The organism is Rothia sp. HMSC061D12 (assembly GCF_001836735.1).
Classification (GTDB): Bacteria; Actinomycetota; Actinomycetes; order Actinomycetales; family Micrococcaceae; genus Rothia.
In genome coordinates this window covers 264079-278595 of the sequence record NZ_KV830307.1, presented here as the reverse complement: position 1 = coordinate 278595, position 14517 = coordinate 264079, and the positions used below count along the sequence as shown (strand labels likewise).

Below are 14517 nucleotides of genomic sequence, written 5' to 3'. Positions count from 1 at the left end.
GTTAATTCGTGGCATGATTGAAGGACGATGAAAAGCACCTCACCTATCTCGCGTTATTCCATGCCCATGCCTCTGTGGCTTCAGGGTGTTGTTGAGCTAATTGTTACTGCCCTGTTCTCTGCGCTTGCCGTGTTTGCGGCGATGTCTGCCGTGTGGGCGACTAAGGGTTTTGGCGACATGGAGTTCTCCTCCGTGGCCGCCATGTCGGCGCACCTGTGGCTTCTGATTCACGGTGTTCCGCTGGATCTTGCGGCTGCTTTTGGTGCTTCTGCCGGCACGATGACGCTGGTGCCGCTGGGTTTGAGTGTTCTGCCTCTGCTGCTCTGTTACCGTTCGGGTCGTCGCCTGGCGCGCGCCTCGTATGAGGGTGAGTTTTTGATTCCGGTGCTGTCCGGTTCGGTGACGTATGCGCTGATTAGTTCGGCGATGTACGGTTGGGCGAGCCCGCATCCGCAGCCTCTTCAGGCGTTGAATGCTGCCCTGGTGCCTTTGGGTATTGTGGTGGCTGGTCTGATGTGGGGTGGCTACCGTGAGGCGCGTTCGCTCTCGCGCATGGTGGGTGTTGATACTGCGGAGCAGATTTCGCAGATGAGTCAGTATTCGCGTTGGGCGGGTTCGTATGCCTGGGCTGTGGTGCGTGCTGCGGTGGTTGCTTTTGTGGCGCTGGTTGGTCTGGGTGCGGTGCTTTTGGGTATCGGTATTTTGGCGGGCTGGTCGCAGATTGTTGCCACCTACCAGGAGCTGCATGCGGGCGCTGTGGGTGATACTGCGGTGACTCTGTTGCAGCTGGGTTTCTTGCCGAACCTGGTGATTTATGCGATTGCGTGGTCGACCGGTGCCGGTTTCTCCTTTGGTGCGGGTACCTCGGTTGGTTTGACCAGTAGTGATGTTGGTACTTTGCCGATGCTTCCGATTCTGGGTGCTGTGCCCGAGTCAATGGGCACGTTCGGTCTGGTGGGTCTGCTGGTGCCGCTGGGTGCCGGTGCGATTGCTGGCTGGTGGTTCTTGCGTGAGGGTGAGGATCACCTGGATGAGTGGGTTGCCCTGAAGGTTCCGTTCCGCCCGCTGTCTGCGCTGATTTCTGCGGTGGTGCTGGGCATGATGACCGGTATTATGACGTCGTTTGGTGCCCTGTGGCTGGGCTGGATTTCGTACGGCTCCCTGGGTATTGGTCGTTTTACGGAGGTTGGTGCTGAGCCGCTGACTTTTGCGGCGCATACCGCGTTGACGGTGGGTGCCGGCGTGACTTTTGGTATGTTGCTGAGCCGCGCCCTGGTACCGGATAGCAGCCGTGAGCTGCCTCGTTTTGCGGATGAGCGCCCGAACCTGGGTGAGCGTCTGATGAGCTTTACTGTCTCGACCCGTGAGCGTTTTGCGGAGTACCGTGAGCAGCGTGCGCAGGCGCGTGCGGAGCGTATGGAGCGTGAGGCTGAGGAAGCCGCCGCACGTGAAGCGGCTGAGCGTGAAGCAACAGAGCGCGAGGCGGCTGAACGTGAAGCTGAGGAGGCGGCACGCGCACAGACTTCCGAGAACGTTGCTGAGCCTGAGCAGTCTGTTGTATCTGAGGTGGCGACCGGTCACGTGCCGGTCCACCCGCAGGAGCCGGTGGTTGCCGTCCCCGTGGAGGCGACCGAGCAGCTGGCGCAGCGCGCGGCGGCGGACGCTTTCGCCGAGATTGTTGCAGAACACGAAGAGGTAGCTGAAGAGCCCGCCTCTGAAGAGCTTATTGCTGAAGAAAACTCCGCTGAGGAGTACGAGCCGATTGAGGCCGTTCAGCAGGTCGATTACCTGCACTCTGCTCACGCTGACTCTGCACAGGTGGAGGACTACGAGAGCATCGAAGCATCCGCCGAGCCCGCATCCTATGACCCCGCCCTGTACGCGCATGACCCCTCCGAGGAGGAGACTCGCGAGCTGATTCAGGAGCCCGTCTACGAGGCTGCTGAACCTGCGGAATCTCAGCGCGTATCTGTCACTGACGAGTCTGCAGAGCAGGCGCCGCGTTCTAAGGGTCGCGCGAGCCGCATTATGGCGTACTTCGGCTTTGGTATTGAACAGCCCGCCGCGGCGCAGGGTTCCGAGTCCGCAGAGGGTACCCACGCTGAACCCGCTCCGCAGGATTCCGCTCAGGACCGCGCCAACGACCGCGCGCAGAAACGTGAGGCGAAGAAGGCGGCTAAGGCGGCACGCAAGAAGCAGAAGAACGGCCTAGAGCGTGATTTTGTGGACCGCGAGCTGGATGTCCTCTCCGCCGATCAGGCGATGAGCCGCATCTTTGAGGTTCGTAGCCAGACCGGCATCCTTCCGCTGGTGACCGATGAGGCGTCTACCGTGGAGCTGCCCCCGCTGGATGTCAGCTCCTCGAAGCCCCAGGGCTCTAGCGCGCCGAAGAAGAACTAGAGCTGGACGCGCCGGTGAGCTTGTCCATCGTGCCCTGGAACTTCTGATCGCAGGTGTACATGTCGGTCTGAGTCAGCGCGGCGGCGCGGCACTCGCGGTACTCCTGCGCGCCGGGCATGAAGGCAAGACCAATGCCACCGAGCAGGGTCATTGCGCCGTAGATGATGCTGACGCCCGCGGCAATGTAGAAGAACCAGGGGCCGCGGTAGATTGCGGTGCGCACGATCGCGATGATGCTCAGGGTGATGCCGACCAGTGCGAAGAGGAAAAGCGCCAAGAAGAGCGGCATCGTGGAGAGCACGAAGGATGACGCCGCAAAAATCACCAGCGCGGCAACAATCAGCATGAGTGAGGTGCGAATGTTCGCCTTCTGCTGCTCGACGGGGTCGATGGGCTTGCGAGGCTTCTTGCCCTGAGGCGCCCGATGCGGCGGCATCATGTTTTGAGGTGCCTGCTGCGGCGCTCGCGGGGGAACCTGCTGGTTCTGCGGTGCGCCGTTGTTCGGGGTGGGCTGTTGCGGCGTGTTGTTCGGTGCGTTGTTCGGAGTGTTCTGCGGGGGAGTAGACATACCTATAAGGGTACCGTCCCGCTCGTCTGTGACCTATTGAGTTCGCGACCTGTTGAGTTTGTATCCAGCAAACCCCGGTGAACCTTGGTGAACTCTAGTGAACCCCGGTGAGGATTTGTCTCGCCGGGGTTTCTGTGTGCTCGCCTTTGGGCTTGAGGTGTGTTGTGAGCCTCTGACCCCTTTGGATAAGGGTGTGAGACGGGTTATACTAGTCGGGTGCGAATTGTGGTTATGGTATCCGGCTCCGGAACGAATCTTCAGTCCATTCTCGACGCTGTAGCAGCGGGCGAGCTTCCCCTCGACATTGCGGCAGTGGGCGCCGACAAGCCCTGTCTGGGTATTGAACGTGCCCAGGCGGCGGGTGTACCCACCTTCCTGGTGCAGCCCGGCGACTACGCCGACCGCCCCTCCTGGAACCGCGCGCTGGAAGAAAAGATTGCTTCCTACGACCCCGATTACATTGTGTTCGCCGGTTTCATGCGCATTGTTGACGCGCAGCTGGTCGAGCGTTTCAGCAACCGCATTATTAACACCCACCCCGCCCTGCTGCCCTCTTTCCCGGGCGCGCACGGCGTGCGTGACGCTCTGGCGCACGGTGTGAAGATTACCGGCCTGACCGTCCACTTTGTGGATGCGGGCGTTGACACCGGCCCCATCCTCGCCCAGGCGGCAGTGCCCGTTCTGGATGGCGACACCGAAGAGACCCTGCACGAACGCATTAAGGTGCAGGAGCGCCGCCTGCTCGTGCAGACCATCGCATCCCTCGCTGAATCTCACGGCACTGAATCCCACAGCGTTGCATCTGGCAGCTAATTCCGTCCACTAAATAATCCGCGGCGGAATGAGCCGAGCTCAACCCCGCCGCCCACACACGTTCCGTTGTGGCACCCGAGTACCCCTGAGGGGAAGGTGCACAGCGGCGGGGAATACCCCCACACATATCCTGTCGATCCTGGCAGGCTACGTCCATCCACCAGCTGTGCCGCCGAGAGCCGGCGTGCACGTCTAAAGCATCGGAGTATTTGTGTCTCTCATTGAGCTCGATCGCGTGCCCCTGCGCCGCGCCCTCATTTCCGTCTACGACAAGACCGGTCTGGAGGAGTTCGCCCGCGGCCTGCACGAGGCTGGCGTCGCACTGGTCTCCACCGGTTCGACCGCAGCAACCATCGCGGCAGCAGGCGTACCCGTCACCGAGGTCACCGAAGTGACCGGCTTCCCCGAATGCCTCGAAGGCCGCGTGAAGACCCTGCACCCGCGCATCCACGCAGGTATTCTGGCTGACCGCCGCAAGCAGGAGCACATCGACACCCTCGGCGAGCTGGATGTCGAGCCTTTCGACCTGGTCGTCGTGAACCTGTACCCCTTCGTTGAGACCGTCGCATCCGGTGCCGGTCAGGACGCCATCATCGAGAAGATTGACATTGGCGGCCCCTCCATGGTTCGTGCAGCTGCGAAGAACCACGACGCTGTCGCTATTGTTGTGGATCCCGCCGATTACGCACGCACCGTTGAGGCCGCTAAGAACGGTGGTTTCTCCCTGGATGAGCGCCGCCGCCTGGCCGCCGGCGCTTTCGCCCACACCGCCGCATACGATACCGCCGTGGCTACCTGGACCGCATCCCAGTTCCTGCAGGATGAGGACGCTAACTTCTGGCCCCCGTATGCCGGCCTGGGCTTCGAGCGCAGCGAGACCCTGCGTTACGGCGAGAATCCGCACCAGCGTGCCGCCCTGTACGTTGACCCGGCTGCAGCCCCCGGCATTGCTCAGGCGGAGCAGCTGCACGGTAAGGCGATGAGCTACAACAACTATGTTGACGCTGACGCCGCTCTGCGTGCCGCATACGACTTCGACGAGCCCGCTGTTGCCGTTATCAAGCACAGCAACCCCTGCGGTATTGCTGTGGCAACCCCCGGCGCGGCTGACCCCATTGCGGACGCTCACGCGAAGGCGCACGCTTGCGACCCGCTGTCCGCATACGGTGGCGTGATTGCCGCTAACCGCCCCGTGACTGCCGAAATGGCACGTACCGTCAAGGGCATCTTCACCGAGGTTGTTGTGGCTCCCGGCTACGAGCCCGAGGCACTGGAGATTCTGCGCGAGAAGAAGAACCTGCGCCTGCTGGTGCTGCCCGAGGGCTTCGCCCGCGAGGCTATCGAGTACCGCCCCATTTCCGGTGGTGCGCTCTTCCAGGAGGCTGACCGCCTGCAGGCTGAGGGTGACGACCCGAAGAACTGGACCCTGGTTGCCGGTGAGGCTGCTGACGAGGCTACCCTGCGCGACCTCGAGTTCGCGTGGCGTGCGCTGCGTTCGCCCAAGTCCAACGCTATTCTGCTTGCCGATAACGGCGCTGCTGTGGGCATCGGCATGGGCCAGGTGAACCGCGTGGACTCCTGCAAGCTCTCGGTTGAGCGTGCGAACACTCTCGGCGGTGAAGGTAACGAGCGTGCCCGCGGTGCGGTTGCCGCATCCGACGCGTTCTTCCCCTTCGCTGACGGCCTGCAGGTGCTGCTGGACGCCGGCGTGCGTGCCGTCGTGCACCCGGGCGGTTCGATCCGTGACGAGGAAGTTATCGAGGCGGCTAAGGCTGCTGGCGTGACCATGTCCCTGCCCGGTACCCGCCACTTCTTCCACTAAACATGTGTAGCGGGCTCAGTACGCGCTGAGCTACCTGCTGTGAGCGGGGCATTTTCGGGTGAACCTTTTGAGGTGACCCCGGGGTGCCCCGCTTTTTCGTGCTTGCTACCTAGGACGCCCGCAGGGCATCCGTATTGTGGGCACTCATATTTATAGAATTTTTGCTCTATTTTGCGCCGGATTTGCGCGTGAGGGCGCGTCAACGGTGACCCGGATGCGCACGGATTGGCCAAAAGTTCGCTAGGATTAGGTTGTGCCTAAAGTCAGCGAAGAATACAAAAAGAACAGGCGTTCTCAGATTGTAGAGACCGCCCGCGAATGCTTCATCAAGCACGGTTATCAGAAGGCTTCGATGAGCGACATTATTGCGGCCACCGGCCTGTCTGCTGGAGCGATCTATAACCACTTCTCCTCCAAGGATGAGATTATCCTGGCGGCAGCCCGCATGGACATGGCGCCTTTCGACCGCATCCGCGCCGAACAGCCCTGGGACTACGTGTTCGGGTGCCTGAAGGTGCTGGACACCCCCAAGATTCGCCGTCACCTGCTCGTCACTTGGGGCGAGGCTGTTGCCATGCCGCAGCTGGCGACCGTGGTTTCTGAGCAGCTGAGCTACCTGCGCGATCAGTCCCTGGAGCGCTACCGCGCCTGGGGTGCCGCTGAACTGGACTTCACCGAAGAGGAGCTCGAGGAGTGGCTGACCGTGATTGGTGCCGCTGTGCTGTCGGTGCTGACCGGTTACGTGGTGCAGACCCAGCTGGTGGCTGGTGGTAAGAAGGATAGCGCTCGCGAGGCGTACCTGGAGTATGCTTCCGCTATTCTGCGTCAGGCGTAGGGTTCGCAGACCTGCGTAAACGCCGCCGATAAGCCTACCGGGGTGTGTTGTGCGCCCCGCGCTGGTGCCGTACTGGCGCTGTAAAACTTCATCGTGATGCTTGGTAAAGCCCGTTTTCCTTCTCGAAGGAAAGCGGGCTTTACGGTATTATGAGGTGTAGCTCATATTTTTTCATTCAGGGTTTTCAGCCGCAGACAGCGCCGCAACCCCGATGATGAGCGACCGAAGATAACGCAAAAACACTCCCAGGAGCGTAATGTCCGAGCAGAAGATCCTCGAGATGCCCCTCGCCGACCTCGACCCCGAGGTTGCAGAAGCCATTGAGCTGGAGCGCAAGCGCCAGCAGAACACCCTCGAGATGATTGCATCCGAGAACTTCGTCCCCCGTGCCGTCCTCGAAAGCCAGGGCTCGGTACTGACCAACAAGTACGCTGAGGGTTACCCCGGCCGCCGCTACTACGGCGGCTGCGAATTCGTCGACATCGTTGAGTCCCTCGCTATCTCCCGCGTGAAGGAACTCTTCGGCGCTGAGCACGCGAACGTTCAGCCGCACTCCGGTGCGCAGGCGAACAACGCCGTCATGCACGCGTTGCTGACCCCCGGCGACACCATCATGGGCCTGTCCCTGGCACACGGTGGCCACCTGACCCACGGCATGAAGCTGAACGTCTCCGGCAAGCTGTACAACGTTGTCGCCTACAGCGTGGACGAGAACGGCTACGTTGACATGGAGCAGGTGCGCGAGCTGGCGCTGGCCGAGCGCCCCAAGCTGATTATCGCCGGCTGGTCCGCATACCCCCGTCAGCTGGACTTCGCTGCGTTCCGCGCGATTGCTGACGAAATCGGCGCATACCTGTGGGTGGACATGGCTCACTTCGCTGGTCTGGTGGCTGCGGGTCTGCACCCGAACCCCGTCCCGCACGCACACGTGGTGTCCTCCACCGTGCACAAGACCCTGGGTGGTCCTCGTTCCGGCTTCATCCTCTGCACTGAGGAACTGAAGAAGAAGATTGACTCCGCTGTGTTCCCCGGCCAGCAGGGCGGCCCGCTCATGCACGTGATTGCTGCGAAGGCTACCGCGTTCAAGGTCGCCGCATCTGACGCGTTCAAGGACCGTCAGAAGCGCACCGTTGAGGGCGCACAGATCCTGGCGGACCGCCTGCTGCAGCAGGATGTGAAGGATGCCGGCGTTTCGATTGCGTCTGGCGGTACCGATGTTCACCTGGTGCTCGTTGACCTGCGCAACCACGCCCTCAATGGCAAGGAAGCAGAAGATCTGCTGCACGACGCTGGCATTACCGTCAACCGTAACGCTGTGCCGAACGACCCCCGCCCGCCGATGGTGACCTCCGGTCTGCGTATCGGTACCCCCGCGCTGGCTACCCGAGGCTTCGATGCTGAGGGCTTCACCGAGGTTGCAGACATTATCGCTTCCGTACTGCTGCCGAACCCGGACATTGCGGCACTGCGCGCTCGCGTGGACGCGCTCTGCGCCAAGTACCCCCTCTACCAGGGCAGCGAGAACTGGTAGACCCATGAATGACCCCGTTCGCTCAACACCCCCTGTGGCTGCTGAGCGGGCGGGGTTATTTCGCCCTCTTACTTTTTGCCGCCTTACCCGCTACATCCGTTGAGGGAGGTAGTGGGGGAGTGGCACCTCCTAGGCACACACCCTAGAACTCAACACACAGACCATCCGTTTCGGCGAACCCGCCGCAATCTATGGAAGGAAAAACAATGCCCCAGATTCTAGACGGTAACGCAACCGCCGCAGCCATCAAGGAAGAGCTGAAGGAGCGCGTCGAGGCGCTCAAGGCTAAGGGTATTACCCCCGGCCTGGGTACCGTTTTGGTCGGTGACGACCCGGCATCCCGCTCGTACGTGGGCGCTAAGCACCGCGACTGCGCAGAGATCGGTATTAACTCCATCCGTGTGGACCTGCCCGGTGACATCACTCAGGAGGAGCTCGACGCCGAGATCGACAAGCTGAACAACGACCCGGCGTGCACCAGCTACATTGTGCAGCTGCCCCTGCCCAAGCACCTGGACACCAACCGCGTGCTCGAGCGCATCGCCCCCGAGAAGGACGCTGACGGCCTGCACCCGACCAACCTCGGCAAGCTCGTGCTGAACGTTTCTGAGCCGCTGGATTCCCCGCTTCCTTGCACCCCGAACGGTGTGATTGAGCTGGTCAAGCGCCACGGCATCGACTGGAACGGCAAGAATGTTGTGGTGCTCGGCCGCGGCATTACCGTGGGCCGCCCGCTGGGTCTGCTGCTGACCCGCCGCGAGGTGAACGCAACCGCAACCTTGGCGCACACCGGTACCGAGAATCTGGACGAGGTGCTGCGCGAGGCGGACGTCATCGTCGCCGCTGTGGGTGTTCCGCACGTGCTGAAGGCACACCAGGTCAAGGACGGCGCAATCCTGCTGGACGTCGGTGTTTCCCGCGCTGAGGACCCGGAAACCGGCAAGAAGAAGCTCTTCGGCGACGTCTCCCCGGAGGCCGCTGAGAAGGCGTCCTGGGTTTCCCCGAACCCCGGTGGTGTGGGCCCGATGACCCGCGCGGAGCTGCTGGTGAACGTGGTGGAGACCGCGGAGCGTCAGGCGGCATAAGGCTCGCAGCATTTCAGAGCTGATAACTCAAAAGGGCGGTGCCCCGGTAGAGCAATCTACCGGGGCACCGCCCTTTCGCGCGTCTCGTGCGGCCTCCTGCGTCAGGGGAGAGGCGCTAGAGAAGCAGCTCGTAAAAGTAGTGGTCCGAGAGGTATAGGGTCTCAGCGTATTCGACCGGCGTTCCCTCCTTGGTGTAGCCGGTGACGCACACCTTGAAGGCGGCCTCGCCCACGGGAACCTGCTGGTTGAAGGCCTCGGTATCGGCATCGGTGAAGAGGGCCGCGCTCGTGCGTACGCGGGCGTGCTTAATGGCGTTGGGGGTGTCGGCCAGCTGATCCAGGGAACTGGAGGAACCCGAGAGGCCGGCCATCATGGAGTCCAGGATGCTGCTGGCGGCTTCCTTGACAAAGTAGGAACGCTCGAAGCCGATGACCTCGTGGTTGGCCAGGCGCAGACGGCGTACGAAGAGGACCGACTCGCCCACGGGAACGGATAGTCGGGTCGAAATCTCCTCGGTGGCGTCCACCCAGCGGGTCGCGATCATGCGGGTCGAGCCTTCGAACCCGCGGCGGCGCATATCGTCGGCGAAGGTGTCCACGCGCGGGATGTACGTGGCTTCGCTGCGTTCGGCCACGTAGGTGCCGGACCCCTGCACGTTGTAGAGCAGGCCGCGCTCGATGAGGACCTTCAGGGCGCTACGTACCGTCTGGCGGCTCACGCCGAAGTTCTGCTGAATCGTGCGCTCGGTCGGGAGCTTATCGCCGGGCTTACCCGGAATGATGTAGCGCTGCTCGAGGTAGTGAATCACCTGCTCGTACTTGGGTCCCGGAATCGGCGGCAGCTCATAGGTCTGGCTACCGTTGGGGGAAGTACTCGGGGAGACCTGATCTGCGGCCTGAGCATCGGTGGAGAGCGAGTGGGCGGTGGGTTCGGGGGTATGTGAGGAGTGTGAATTCATCACCCAACATTTTAACCATCTGTGAAAGAAAAATGAATCACGGTGAATTTTTACTTCCGCGCATGCTGGCATAATTAAGACTATGCATTCTTCGATTCCTCCCGTTCCGCGTGAGCCCGGTCTGCTCCGCGTGGCGAGCGTCAACGTCAACGGCATCCGCGCCGCCTACCGCAAGAACATGGCCGACTGGCTGGCTGAGCGAGACATCGACATCCTCTGCCTGCAGGAGGTTCGCGCGCCCGACGCCATCGTGCGTGAGCTCCTCGATGAGTCGCAGTGGAATATTCTGCACGCCGAGGCCGCCGCTAAGGGCCGCGCGGGTGTGCTGGTGGCTACCCGCCGCACCCCGAACTCGGCTGGTGAGGTGCTGAAGGATCAGCCCGTGGCCACCCGCTCCACCATCGGCGAGGAGTACTTTGATGACTCGGGGCGCTGGGTTGAGGCCGACTACGTTCTGCCGAACGGGCAGACCCTGACCGTGGTGAGCGCGTACGTGCACTCCGGCGAGGTCGGCACCCAGAAGCAGGAGGACAAGTACCGCTTCCTGGAGCGTATGCTGGTGCGTATGCCCGAGCTGGCCGAGCATTCCGATCACGTGCTCATCGTGGGTGACCTGAACGTGGGCCACACCGAGCTGGATATCAAGAATTGGAAGGCCAACCAGAAGCGTGCGGGTTTCCTGCCCGAGGAACGCGCCTATTTCGACCGCTTCTTTGGCGATATCGGCTACCGCGACGTGGCGCGCGATCTGGCCGGTCAGGTTCCCGGGCCCTACACCTGGTGGTCCTACCGCGGCAAGGCCTTCGATAACGACGCCGGCTGGCGCATCGACTACCAGATGGCGACCCCGGCCTGGGCCGAGCGCGCCGTGCAGGCGCAGGTTGATCGCGCCGCCACCTACGAGGAGCGCTTCAGCGACCACGCGCCGCTGGTGGTGGACTACCGCATCGACGGCTAGGTCCTCGCGCTACCGCGCCCCGAACATAAGTTTTGAGATACACGCTGCACCGTTCGCAGCACCGCACAGGAAGTAACTGCACAGGAAATAACTATGGCAGACGAAAAGAAGCAGGATAAGTCCCTCATCCCGAACGCCTCCCAGCAGAAGACGCGTATCTTCTCTGGTGCCCAGCCCTCGGCCGATTCGATGCACCTGGGTAACTACATTGGCGCCGTGAACAACTGGGTGGCCCTGCAGAACGACCCGGATAACGAATGTCTGTTCTTTATTCCGGATATGCACGCCATCACCGTTCCGCAGGATCCCGAGGAGCTGCGCGAACGCACTCGCCTGACCGCGGCGCAGTACATCGCCTCCGGCATTGACCCGTCCCGCGCGCCCCTGTTCGTGCAGTCGCACGTGCCCGAGCACGCCCAGCTGGCCTGGGTTCTGAACTGCTTCACCGGCTTTGGCGAGGCGTCCCGCATGACCCAGTTCAAGGACAAGTCCCAGAAGCAGGGCGCGGAGAACGCCTCCGTGGGTCTGTTCACCTACCCGATTCTGATGGCTGCCGACATCCTGCTCTACCAGGTGGACGGCGTGCCCGTGGGTGAGGACCAGCGTCAGCACCTGGAGCTGACCCGTAACCTGGCGCAGCGTTTCAACTCCCGTTTCGGTGAGACCTTCGTGGTGCCCGATCCTGTGATTCTGAAGGAAACCGCTAAGATTTACGACCTGCAGGACCCGACCTCGAAGATGTCCAAGTCGGCGGCATCCGATAAGGGCCTGATTAAGCTTCTGGACACCCCCAAGGTCACCCAGAAGAAGATTAAGTCCGCCGTGACCGATGACGGCTCCGTCATCGCCTACGACCGCGAGGCTAAGCCCGGCGTCTCCAACCTGCTCTCCATCTACTCGGCAATGACCGGCGAGAGCATCGATGAGATTGTGGCACGCTACGAGGGCAAGATGTACGGCCACCTGAAGGTCGACCTTGCCGATATCGTGGTGGAGCGCCTCACCCCGGTGCGTGAGCGTACCCTCGAGCTGATGGACGACCCCGCCGAGCTGGACCGCCTGCTGGCTGTGGGCGCATCCGCTGCCCGCGAGATCGCTACCGTCACCATTGAGAACGTGTACAAGAAGGTTGGCTTCCTGCCTGCCGCCGCAATCTAGCGCGCTGTTCAGCCTGCCTGGCTGAGACGCCGCATTACCTGCCCGACTGAGATGACAGCACAAGAGAACTCTTCGAGCCCCACGACGGCTCCTGTATCCCCGACCCTGAAGCCCGGTCACCGCTACCTGAGCGTTATTGCGCATGTGAGCGGTGAGAATGTTCAGCGCCTGGAAGAGTGGAAGCGCACGGTAGTTGGCGGTGCTGCGGCACCGATCAGCACGCACGTGACCGTGTACCTGGCGGAGCTGAACGAGTCTCTATTGGCTGCGGTGCAGTCCCCGCAGTTCCGCGAGGCGCTGGACGCACCGCGTTTTGAGGCACGCTGGGGTTCGGTACACTCCTTCCGCCCGGTGACCGAGGTGGAGTACCTGAACCTGGAGGCGGGCAAGGCCGAGTTCGAGCAGATTCATCAGAAGCTGGTTGAGCTGTTCGGTGCCGGCGCGGCGTCCTTCCCGTACGTGCCGCACGTGACTCTGGGCCACGGGCTCACGGAGGCGCAGGTGGCGAACGCTCACAAGGTGTTTGATGCCCTACCCGCCGAGCAGCGTACCTTCACCGTGGATCATCTGCACTACTACTCCTACGACGGGCAGAACTGGGAAGAGATTGGGGTTCTGCCGCTCCGTTAGTGGCTGGCGCATAAACCCTGCATACATAAAGAGAGATGCGACCGATAGGTTATCGGTCGCATCTCTCTTTATGCTTTCGCTCGGTTTATCTCAGTGTGAACGTGCTAGTGAGAGCGTCCTAGTGGGAGTGGCCCTCGTGAGCCTCGCCGGATTCGTGAGCATCTGCGGAAGCTGAGGAAGAAGCCGCGCCGTGCGAGCCGTGCGCCTCAGCCTCAACCGGTGCAGCATTCGCGGAAGAAACACCCAGGATCTCGTTCGGGGTCTTCGGAAGCTCCACGCTCATCAGCTCCTTGGGTGCTGCCGGGTTCGACAGGGATACCGCAATGAGCTTCTTGGTCGCCGGGTCGGTCACGTAGGCGGTCTTACCGTCCACCCACAGCGCCGGGCGCTCATCCTGCCAGGTCTCAGACTCGGTCCACGCCTCCATGAGCTGTACGGAGCCGAGCTCGGTACCGGTTGCCGGATCGAAGACGCGCAGCTTACCGTCGGTGGTCAGCAGCAGCGCCTCCCCCTGGGGACCGCGAGCCAGCGAACGGAAGGTGTAGCTCACGCCAGAGGGCAGGGAGTAGACGGTGCGGGTTGCCGCAACGGTGTCGATGATGGAGAACTTCTCCGGGCGCTCCAGCTTTGCGTCCTTATCGGTCTTGTAATCCGCCAGAACGTACTGGGAGTCAGCCTTACCAGCCTGGTTACCGGAACGCGAGTACGGGTCCTCGGGGTTGGTGATCTTGGTGAACTTGCCGTCCTTGTAGACCAGCGCGCCGTCGGTGCAGCCGATGGAGAACGCGCCGTCCTTGGCGATAGCTTCACCGTGTACGCCGGGGCATGTGGGGCTCTCGAGAACGGTCTTACCCTGCGCGTCCACAACAGCGGCACCGGTGCGGGTCTTCGAATCGCCAACCGCTACCAGGTACTGGTCGTTGGGCAGCGGGATTGCGAAGCCGTGGTGCGGCTTCGGCAGGGTGACGGTAGTGGTCTCCAGGGAGGATGCGGTGCGCTTATCGTGGGTCAGCTTCGCCGGGTCGTACACGGCGAAGGAACCGGTGCCGTCAGCGAATGCCGCAACCTTGCCGTTGTCCTTGATCACGTGACCGGTGTGGTCAGCTGCAAGAGACAGCGAAGACAGCGACGGGGAAGTGGTGTAGTAGTGCGAGTGGTCGCCGTGCGCTACGGACCATACGCCGGTGTCCAGGAAGGTGTAGCTGTTGCCGTCTGCAACGACGAGGTGGCGGTTATCGCCAGCGTCGGAGAGGCGCAAGAAGCCTTCCTTGGGGATGTCGGCGAGCAACTTCATATCTTTAGCGTCGTAGACGAGTACGCCGCCGTCGTAGGTGATGGCGACTCGGCTTGCCGCGCCCTTGCCTTCGGTGATGGGTGCGGGGGTTGCGCTCGCGGAGGTGGAAGCGCTGGGGCTGGTCTGTGCGTTCTGGGTGGTCTGGGAGCCGCATGCGGTCAGGGCGAGGGCGGCTACTGCGCCGAGTGCGCCGGCGCGGGTGAGGAAAAACTTACGGGTCATGTGCATGCACCAAGATTAACATGAGAATGGTTCTCTATAGAAGCTACTCCTTGGCTCATATCAGAGTCTGGAAGTGCAGTCTGCGTCGGGCCTGCAGGGCGTCCTGCGCTCTTCTCATTCGAAGGGGGATTCCTTCCCGGCCCCACTATGCGAAAGCCTTGAACCGACCCGCGAAGTGTCTCATCAGGGCATAAGAAAAACCGGCTCCCTTCTGAAAAGAAGAGAGCCGGTTTCTAGAGGTGT

The 14517-nt window shown here is 62.1% G+C and carries 12 protein-coding genes; 9 read left to right on the top strand and 3 right to left on the bottom strand.

The genetic code is table 11. The annotated features are described in order from the left end of the window. Nucleotides 1–27 precede the first annotated feature (27 nt). Nucleotides 28–2400: a cell division protein PerM gene (locus HMPREF2682_RS07795; RefSeq protein WP_070832957.1), complete on the top strand. Its 2373-nt coding sequence runs from the start codon at nucleotides 28–30 to the stop codon at nucleotides 2398–2400. On the opposite strand, the gene HMPREF2682_RS07790 is transcribed toward HMPREF2682_RS07795, so the two are convergent. Further along, nucleotides 2378–2968 (bottom strand): 4-hydroxyphenylpyruvate dioxygenase, encoded by a 591-nt coding sequence (locus tag HMPREF2682_RS07790; protein ID WP_070832955.1) that lies wholly within the window; start codon nucleotides 2966–2968, stop codon nucleotides 2378–2380. The two genes, HMPREF2682_RS07795 and HMPREF2682_RS07790, sit on opposite strands and share 23 nt — an antisense overlap. A gap of 231 nt (nucleotides 2969–3199) precedes the next feature. Between HMPREF2682_RS07790 and purN the strand changes: the two genes are divergently transcribed. The 5 genes from purN to HMPREF2682_RS07765 all read left to right on the top strand — a co-directional run bounded on the left by purN (nucleotide 3200) and on the right by HMPREF2682_RS07765 (nucleotide 9054). After that, nucleotides 3200–3781: a phosphoribosylglycinamide formyltransferase gene (purN, locus tag HMPREF2682_RS07785; protein WP_070832952.1), complete on the top strand. Its 582-nt coding sequence runs from the start codon at nucleotides 3200–3202 to the stop codon at nucleotides 3779–3781. Nucleotides 3782–3992: 211 nt separating this feature from the next. Next, nucleotides 3993–5603: a bifunctional phosphoribosylaminoimidazolecarboxamide formyltransferase/IMP cyclohydrolase gene (gene purH / locus HMPREF2682_RS07780; RefSeq protein ID WP_070832950.1), complete on the top strand. Its 1611-nt coding sequence runs from the start codon at nucleotides 3993–3995 to the stop codon at nucleotides 5601–5603. Nucleotides 5604–5856: 253 nt separating this feature from the next. Then, nucleotides 5857–6438 (top strand): TetR/AcrR family transcriptional regulator, encoded by a 582-nt coding sequence (locus HMPREF2682_RS07775; RefSeq protein WP_070832947.1) that lies wholly within the window; start codon nucleotides 5857–5859, stop codon nucleotides 6436–6438. Nucleotides 6439–6694: 256 nt separating this feature from the next. Next, nucleotides 6695–7969: a serine hydroxymethyltransferase gene (glyA, locus tag HMPREF2682_RS07770; RefSeq protein ID WP_070832943.1), complete on the top strand. Its 1275-nt coding sequence runs from the start codon at nucleotides 6695–6697 to the stop codon at nucleotides 7967–7969. A gap of 206 nt (nucleotides 7970–8175) precedes the next feature. Next, a complete protein-coding gene (locus HMPREF2682_RS07765; protein WP_070832940.1) occupies nucleotides 8176–9054 on the top strand; it encodes a bifunctional methylenetetrahydrofolate dehydrogenase/methenyltetrahydrofolate cyclohydrolase in 879 nt (292 codons plus the stop codon). 115 nt (nucleotides 9055–9169) lie between these two features. Here the strand turns inward: HMPREF2682_RS07765 and HMPREF2682_RS07760 are convergent, their stop codons facing one another. Beyond that, the gene (locus HMPREF2682_RS07760) at nucleotides 9170–10012 is read right to left on the bottom strand and encodes a GntR family transcriptional regulator (RefSeq protein ID WP_141762625.1); all 843 of its coding nucleotides are present in this window, start codon (nucleotides 10010–10012) and stop codon (nucleotides 9170–9172) included. A gap of 82 nt (nucleotides 10013–10094) precedes the next feature. On the opposite strand from HMPREF2682_RS07760, the gene HMPREF2682_RS07755 reads away from it, so the two are divergent. The 3 genes from HMPREF2682_RS07755 (at nucleotide 10095) to HMPREF2682_RS07745 (ending at nucleotide 12758) form a co-directional block, all read left to right on the top strand. Then, nucleotides 10095–10970: an exodeoxyribonuclease III gene (locus HMPREF2682_RS07755; RefSeq protein WP_070681288.1), complete on the top strand. Its 876-nt coding sequence runs from the start codon at nucleotides 10095–10097 to the stop codon at nucleotides 10968–10970. A gap of 93 nt (nucleotides 10971–11063) precedes the next feature. Beyond that, nucleotides 11064–12128 (top strand): tryptophan--tRNA ligase, encoded by a 1065-nt coding sequence (gene trpS / locus HMPREF2682_RS07750; protein ID WP_070832934.1) that lies wholly within the window; start codon nucleotides 11064–11066, stop codon nucleotides 12126–12128. 51 nt (nucleotides 12129–12179) lie between these two features. Further along, nucleotides 12180–12758, top strand: a complete 579-nt coding sequence (locus tag HMPREF2682_RS07745; RefSeq protein ID WP_070832931.1) for a 2'-5' RNA ligase family protein — start codon at nucleotides 12180–12182, stop codon at nucleotides 12756–12758. 118 nt (nucleotides 12759–12876) lie between these two features. Here the strand turns inward: HMPREF2682_RS07745 and HMPREF2682_RS07740 are convergent, their stop codons facing one another. After that, nucleotides 12877–14274 carry a hypothetical protein gene (locus HMPREF2682_RS07740; protein WP_246827286.1) on the bottom strand — a complete coding sequence of 466 codons (1398 nt, stop codon included), beginning with the start codon at nucleotides 14272–14274 and terminating at the stop codon, nucleotides 12877–12879. Between the last annotated feature and the right edge of the window lie 243 nt (nucleotides 14275–14517).

Excerpts from the sequence above, each read along its gene's own strand:
- HMPREF2682_RS07795 (WP_070832957.1), top strand. The coding sequence starts at position 28 with ATGAAAAGCACCTCACCTATCTCGCGTTATTCCATGCCCATGCCTCTG.
- HMPREF2682_RS07790 (WP_070832955.1), bottom strand. The coding sequence starts at position 2,968 with ATGTCTACTCCCCCGCAGAACACTCCGAACAACGCACCGAACAACACG.
- purN (WP_070832952.1), top strand. The coding sequence starts at position 3,200 with ATGGTATCCGGCTCCGGAACGAATCTTCAGTCCATTCTCGACGCTGTA.
- glyA (WP_070832943.1), top strand. The coding sequence starts at position 6,695 with ATGTCCGAGCAGAAGATCCTCGAGATGCCCCTCGCCGACCTCGACCCC.
- HMPREF2682_RS07765 (WP_070832940.1), top strand. The coding sequence starts at position 8,176 with ATGCCCCAGATTCTAGACGGTAACGCAACCGCCGCAGCCATCAAGGAA.
- HMPREF2682_RS07760 (WP_141762625.1), bottom strand. The coding sequence starts at position 10,012 with ATGAATTCACACTCCTCACATACCCCCGAACCCACCGCCCACTCGCTC.
- HMPREF2682_RS07755 (WP_070681288.1), top strand. The coding sequence starts at position 10,095 with ATGCATTCTTCGATTCCTCCCGTTCCGCGTGAGCCCGGTCTGCTCCGC.
- trpS (WP_070832934.1), top strand. The coding sequence starts at position 11,064 with ATGGCAGACGAAAAGAAGCAGGATAAGTCCCTCATCCCGAACGCCTCC.
- HMPREF2682_RS07745 (WP_070832931.1), top strand. The coding sequence starts at position 12,180 with ATGACAGCACAAGAGAACTCTTCGAGCCCCACGACGGCTCCTGTATCC.
- HMPREF2682_RS07740 (WP_246827286.1), bottom strand. The coding sequence starts at position 14,274 with ATGACCCGTAAGTTTTTCCTCACCCGCGCCGGCGCACTCGGCGCAGTA.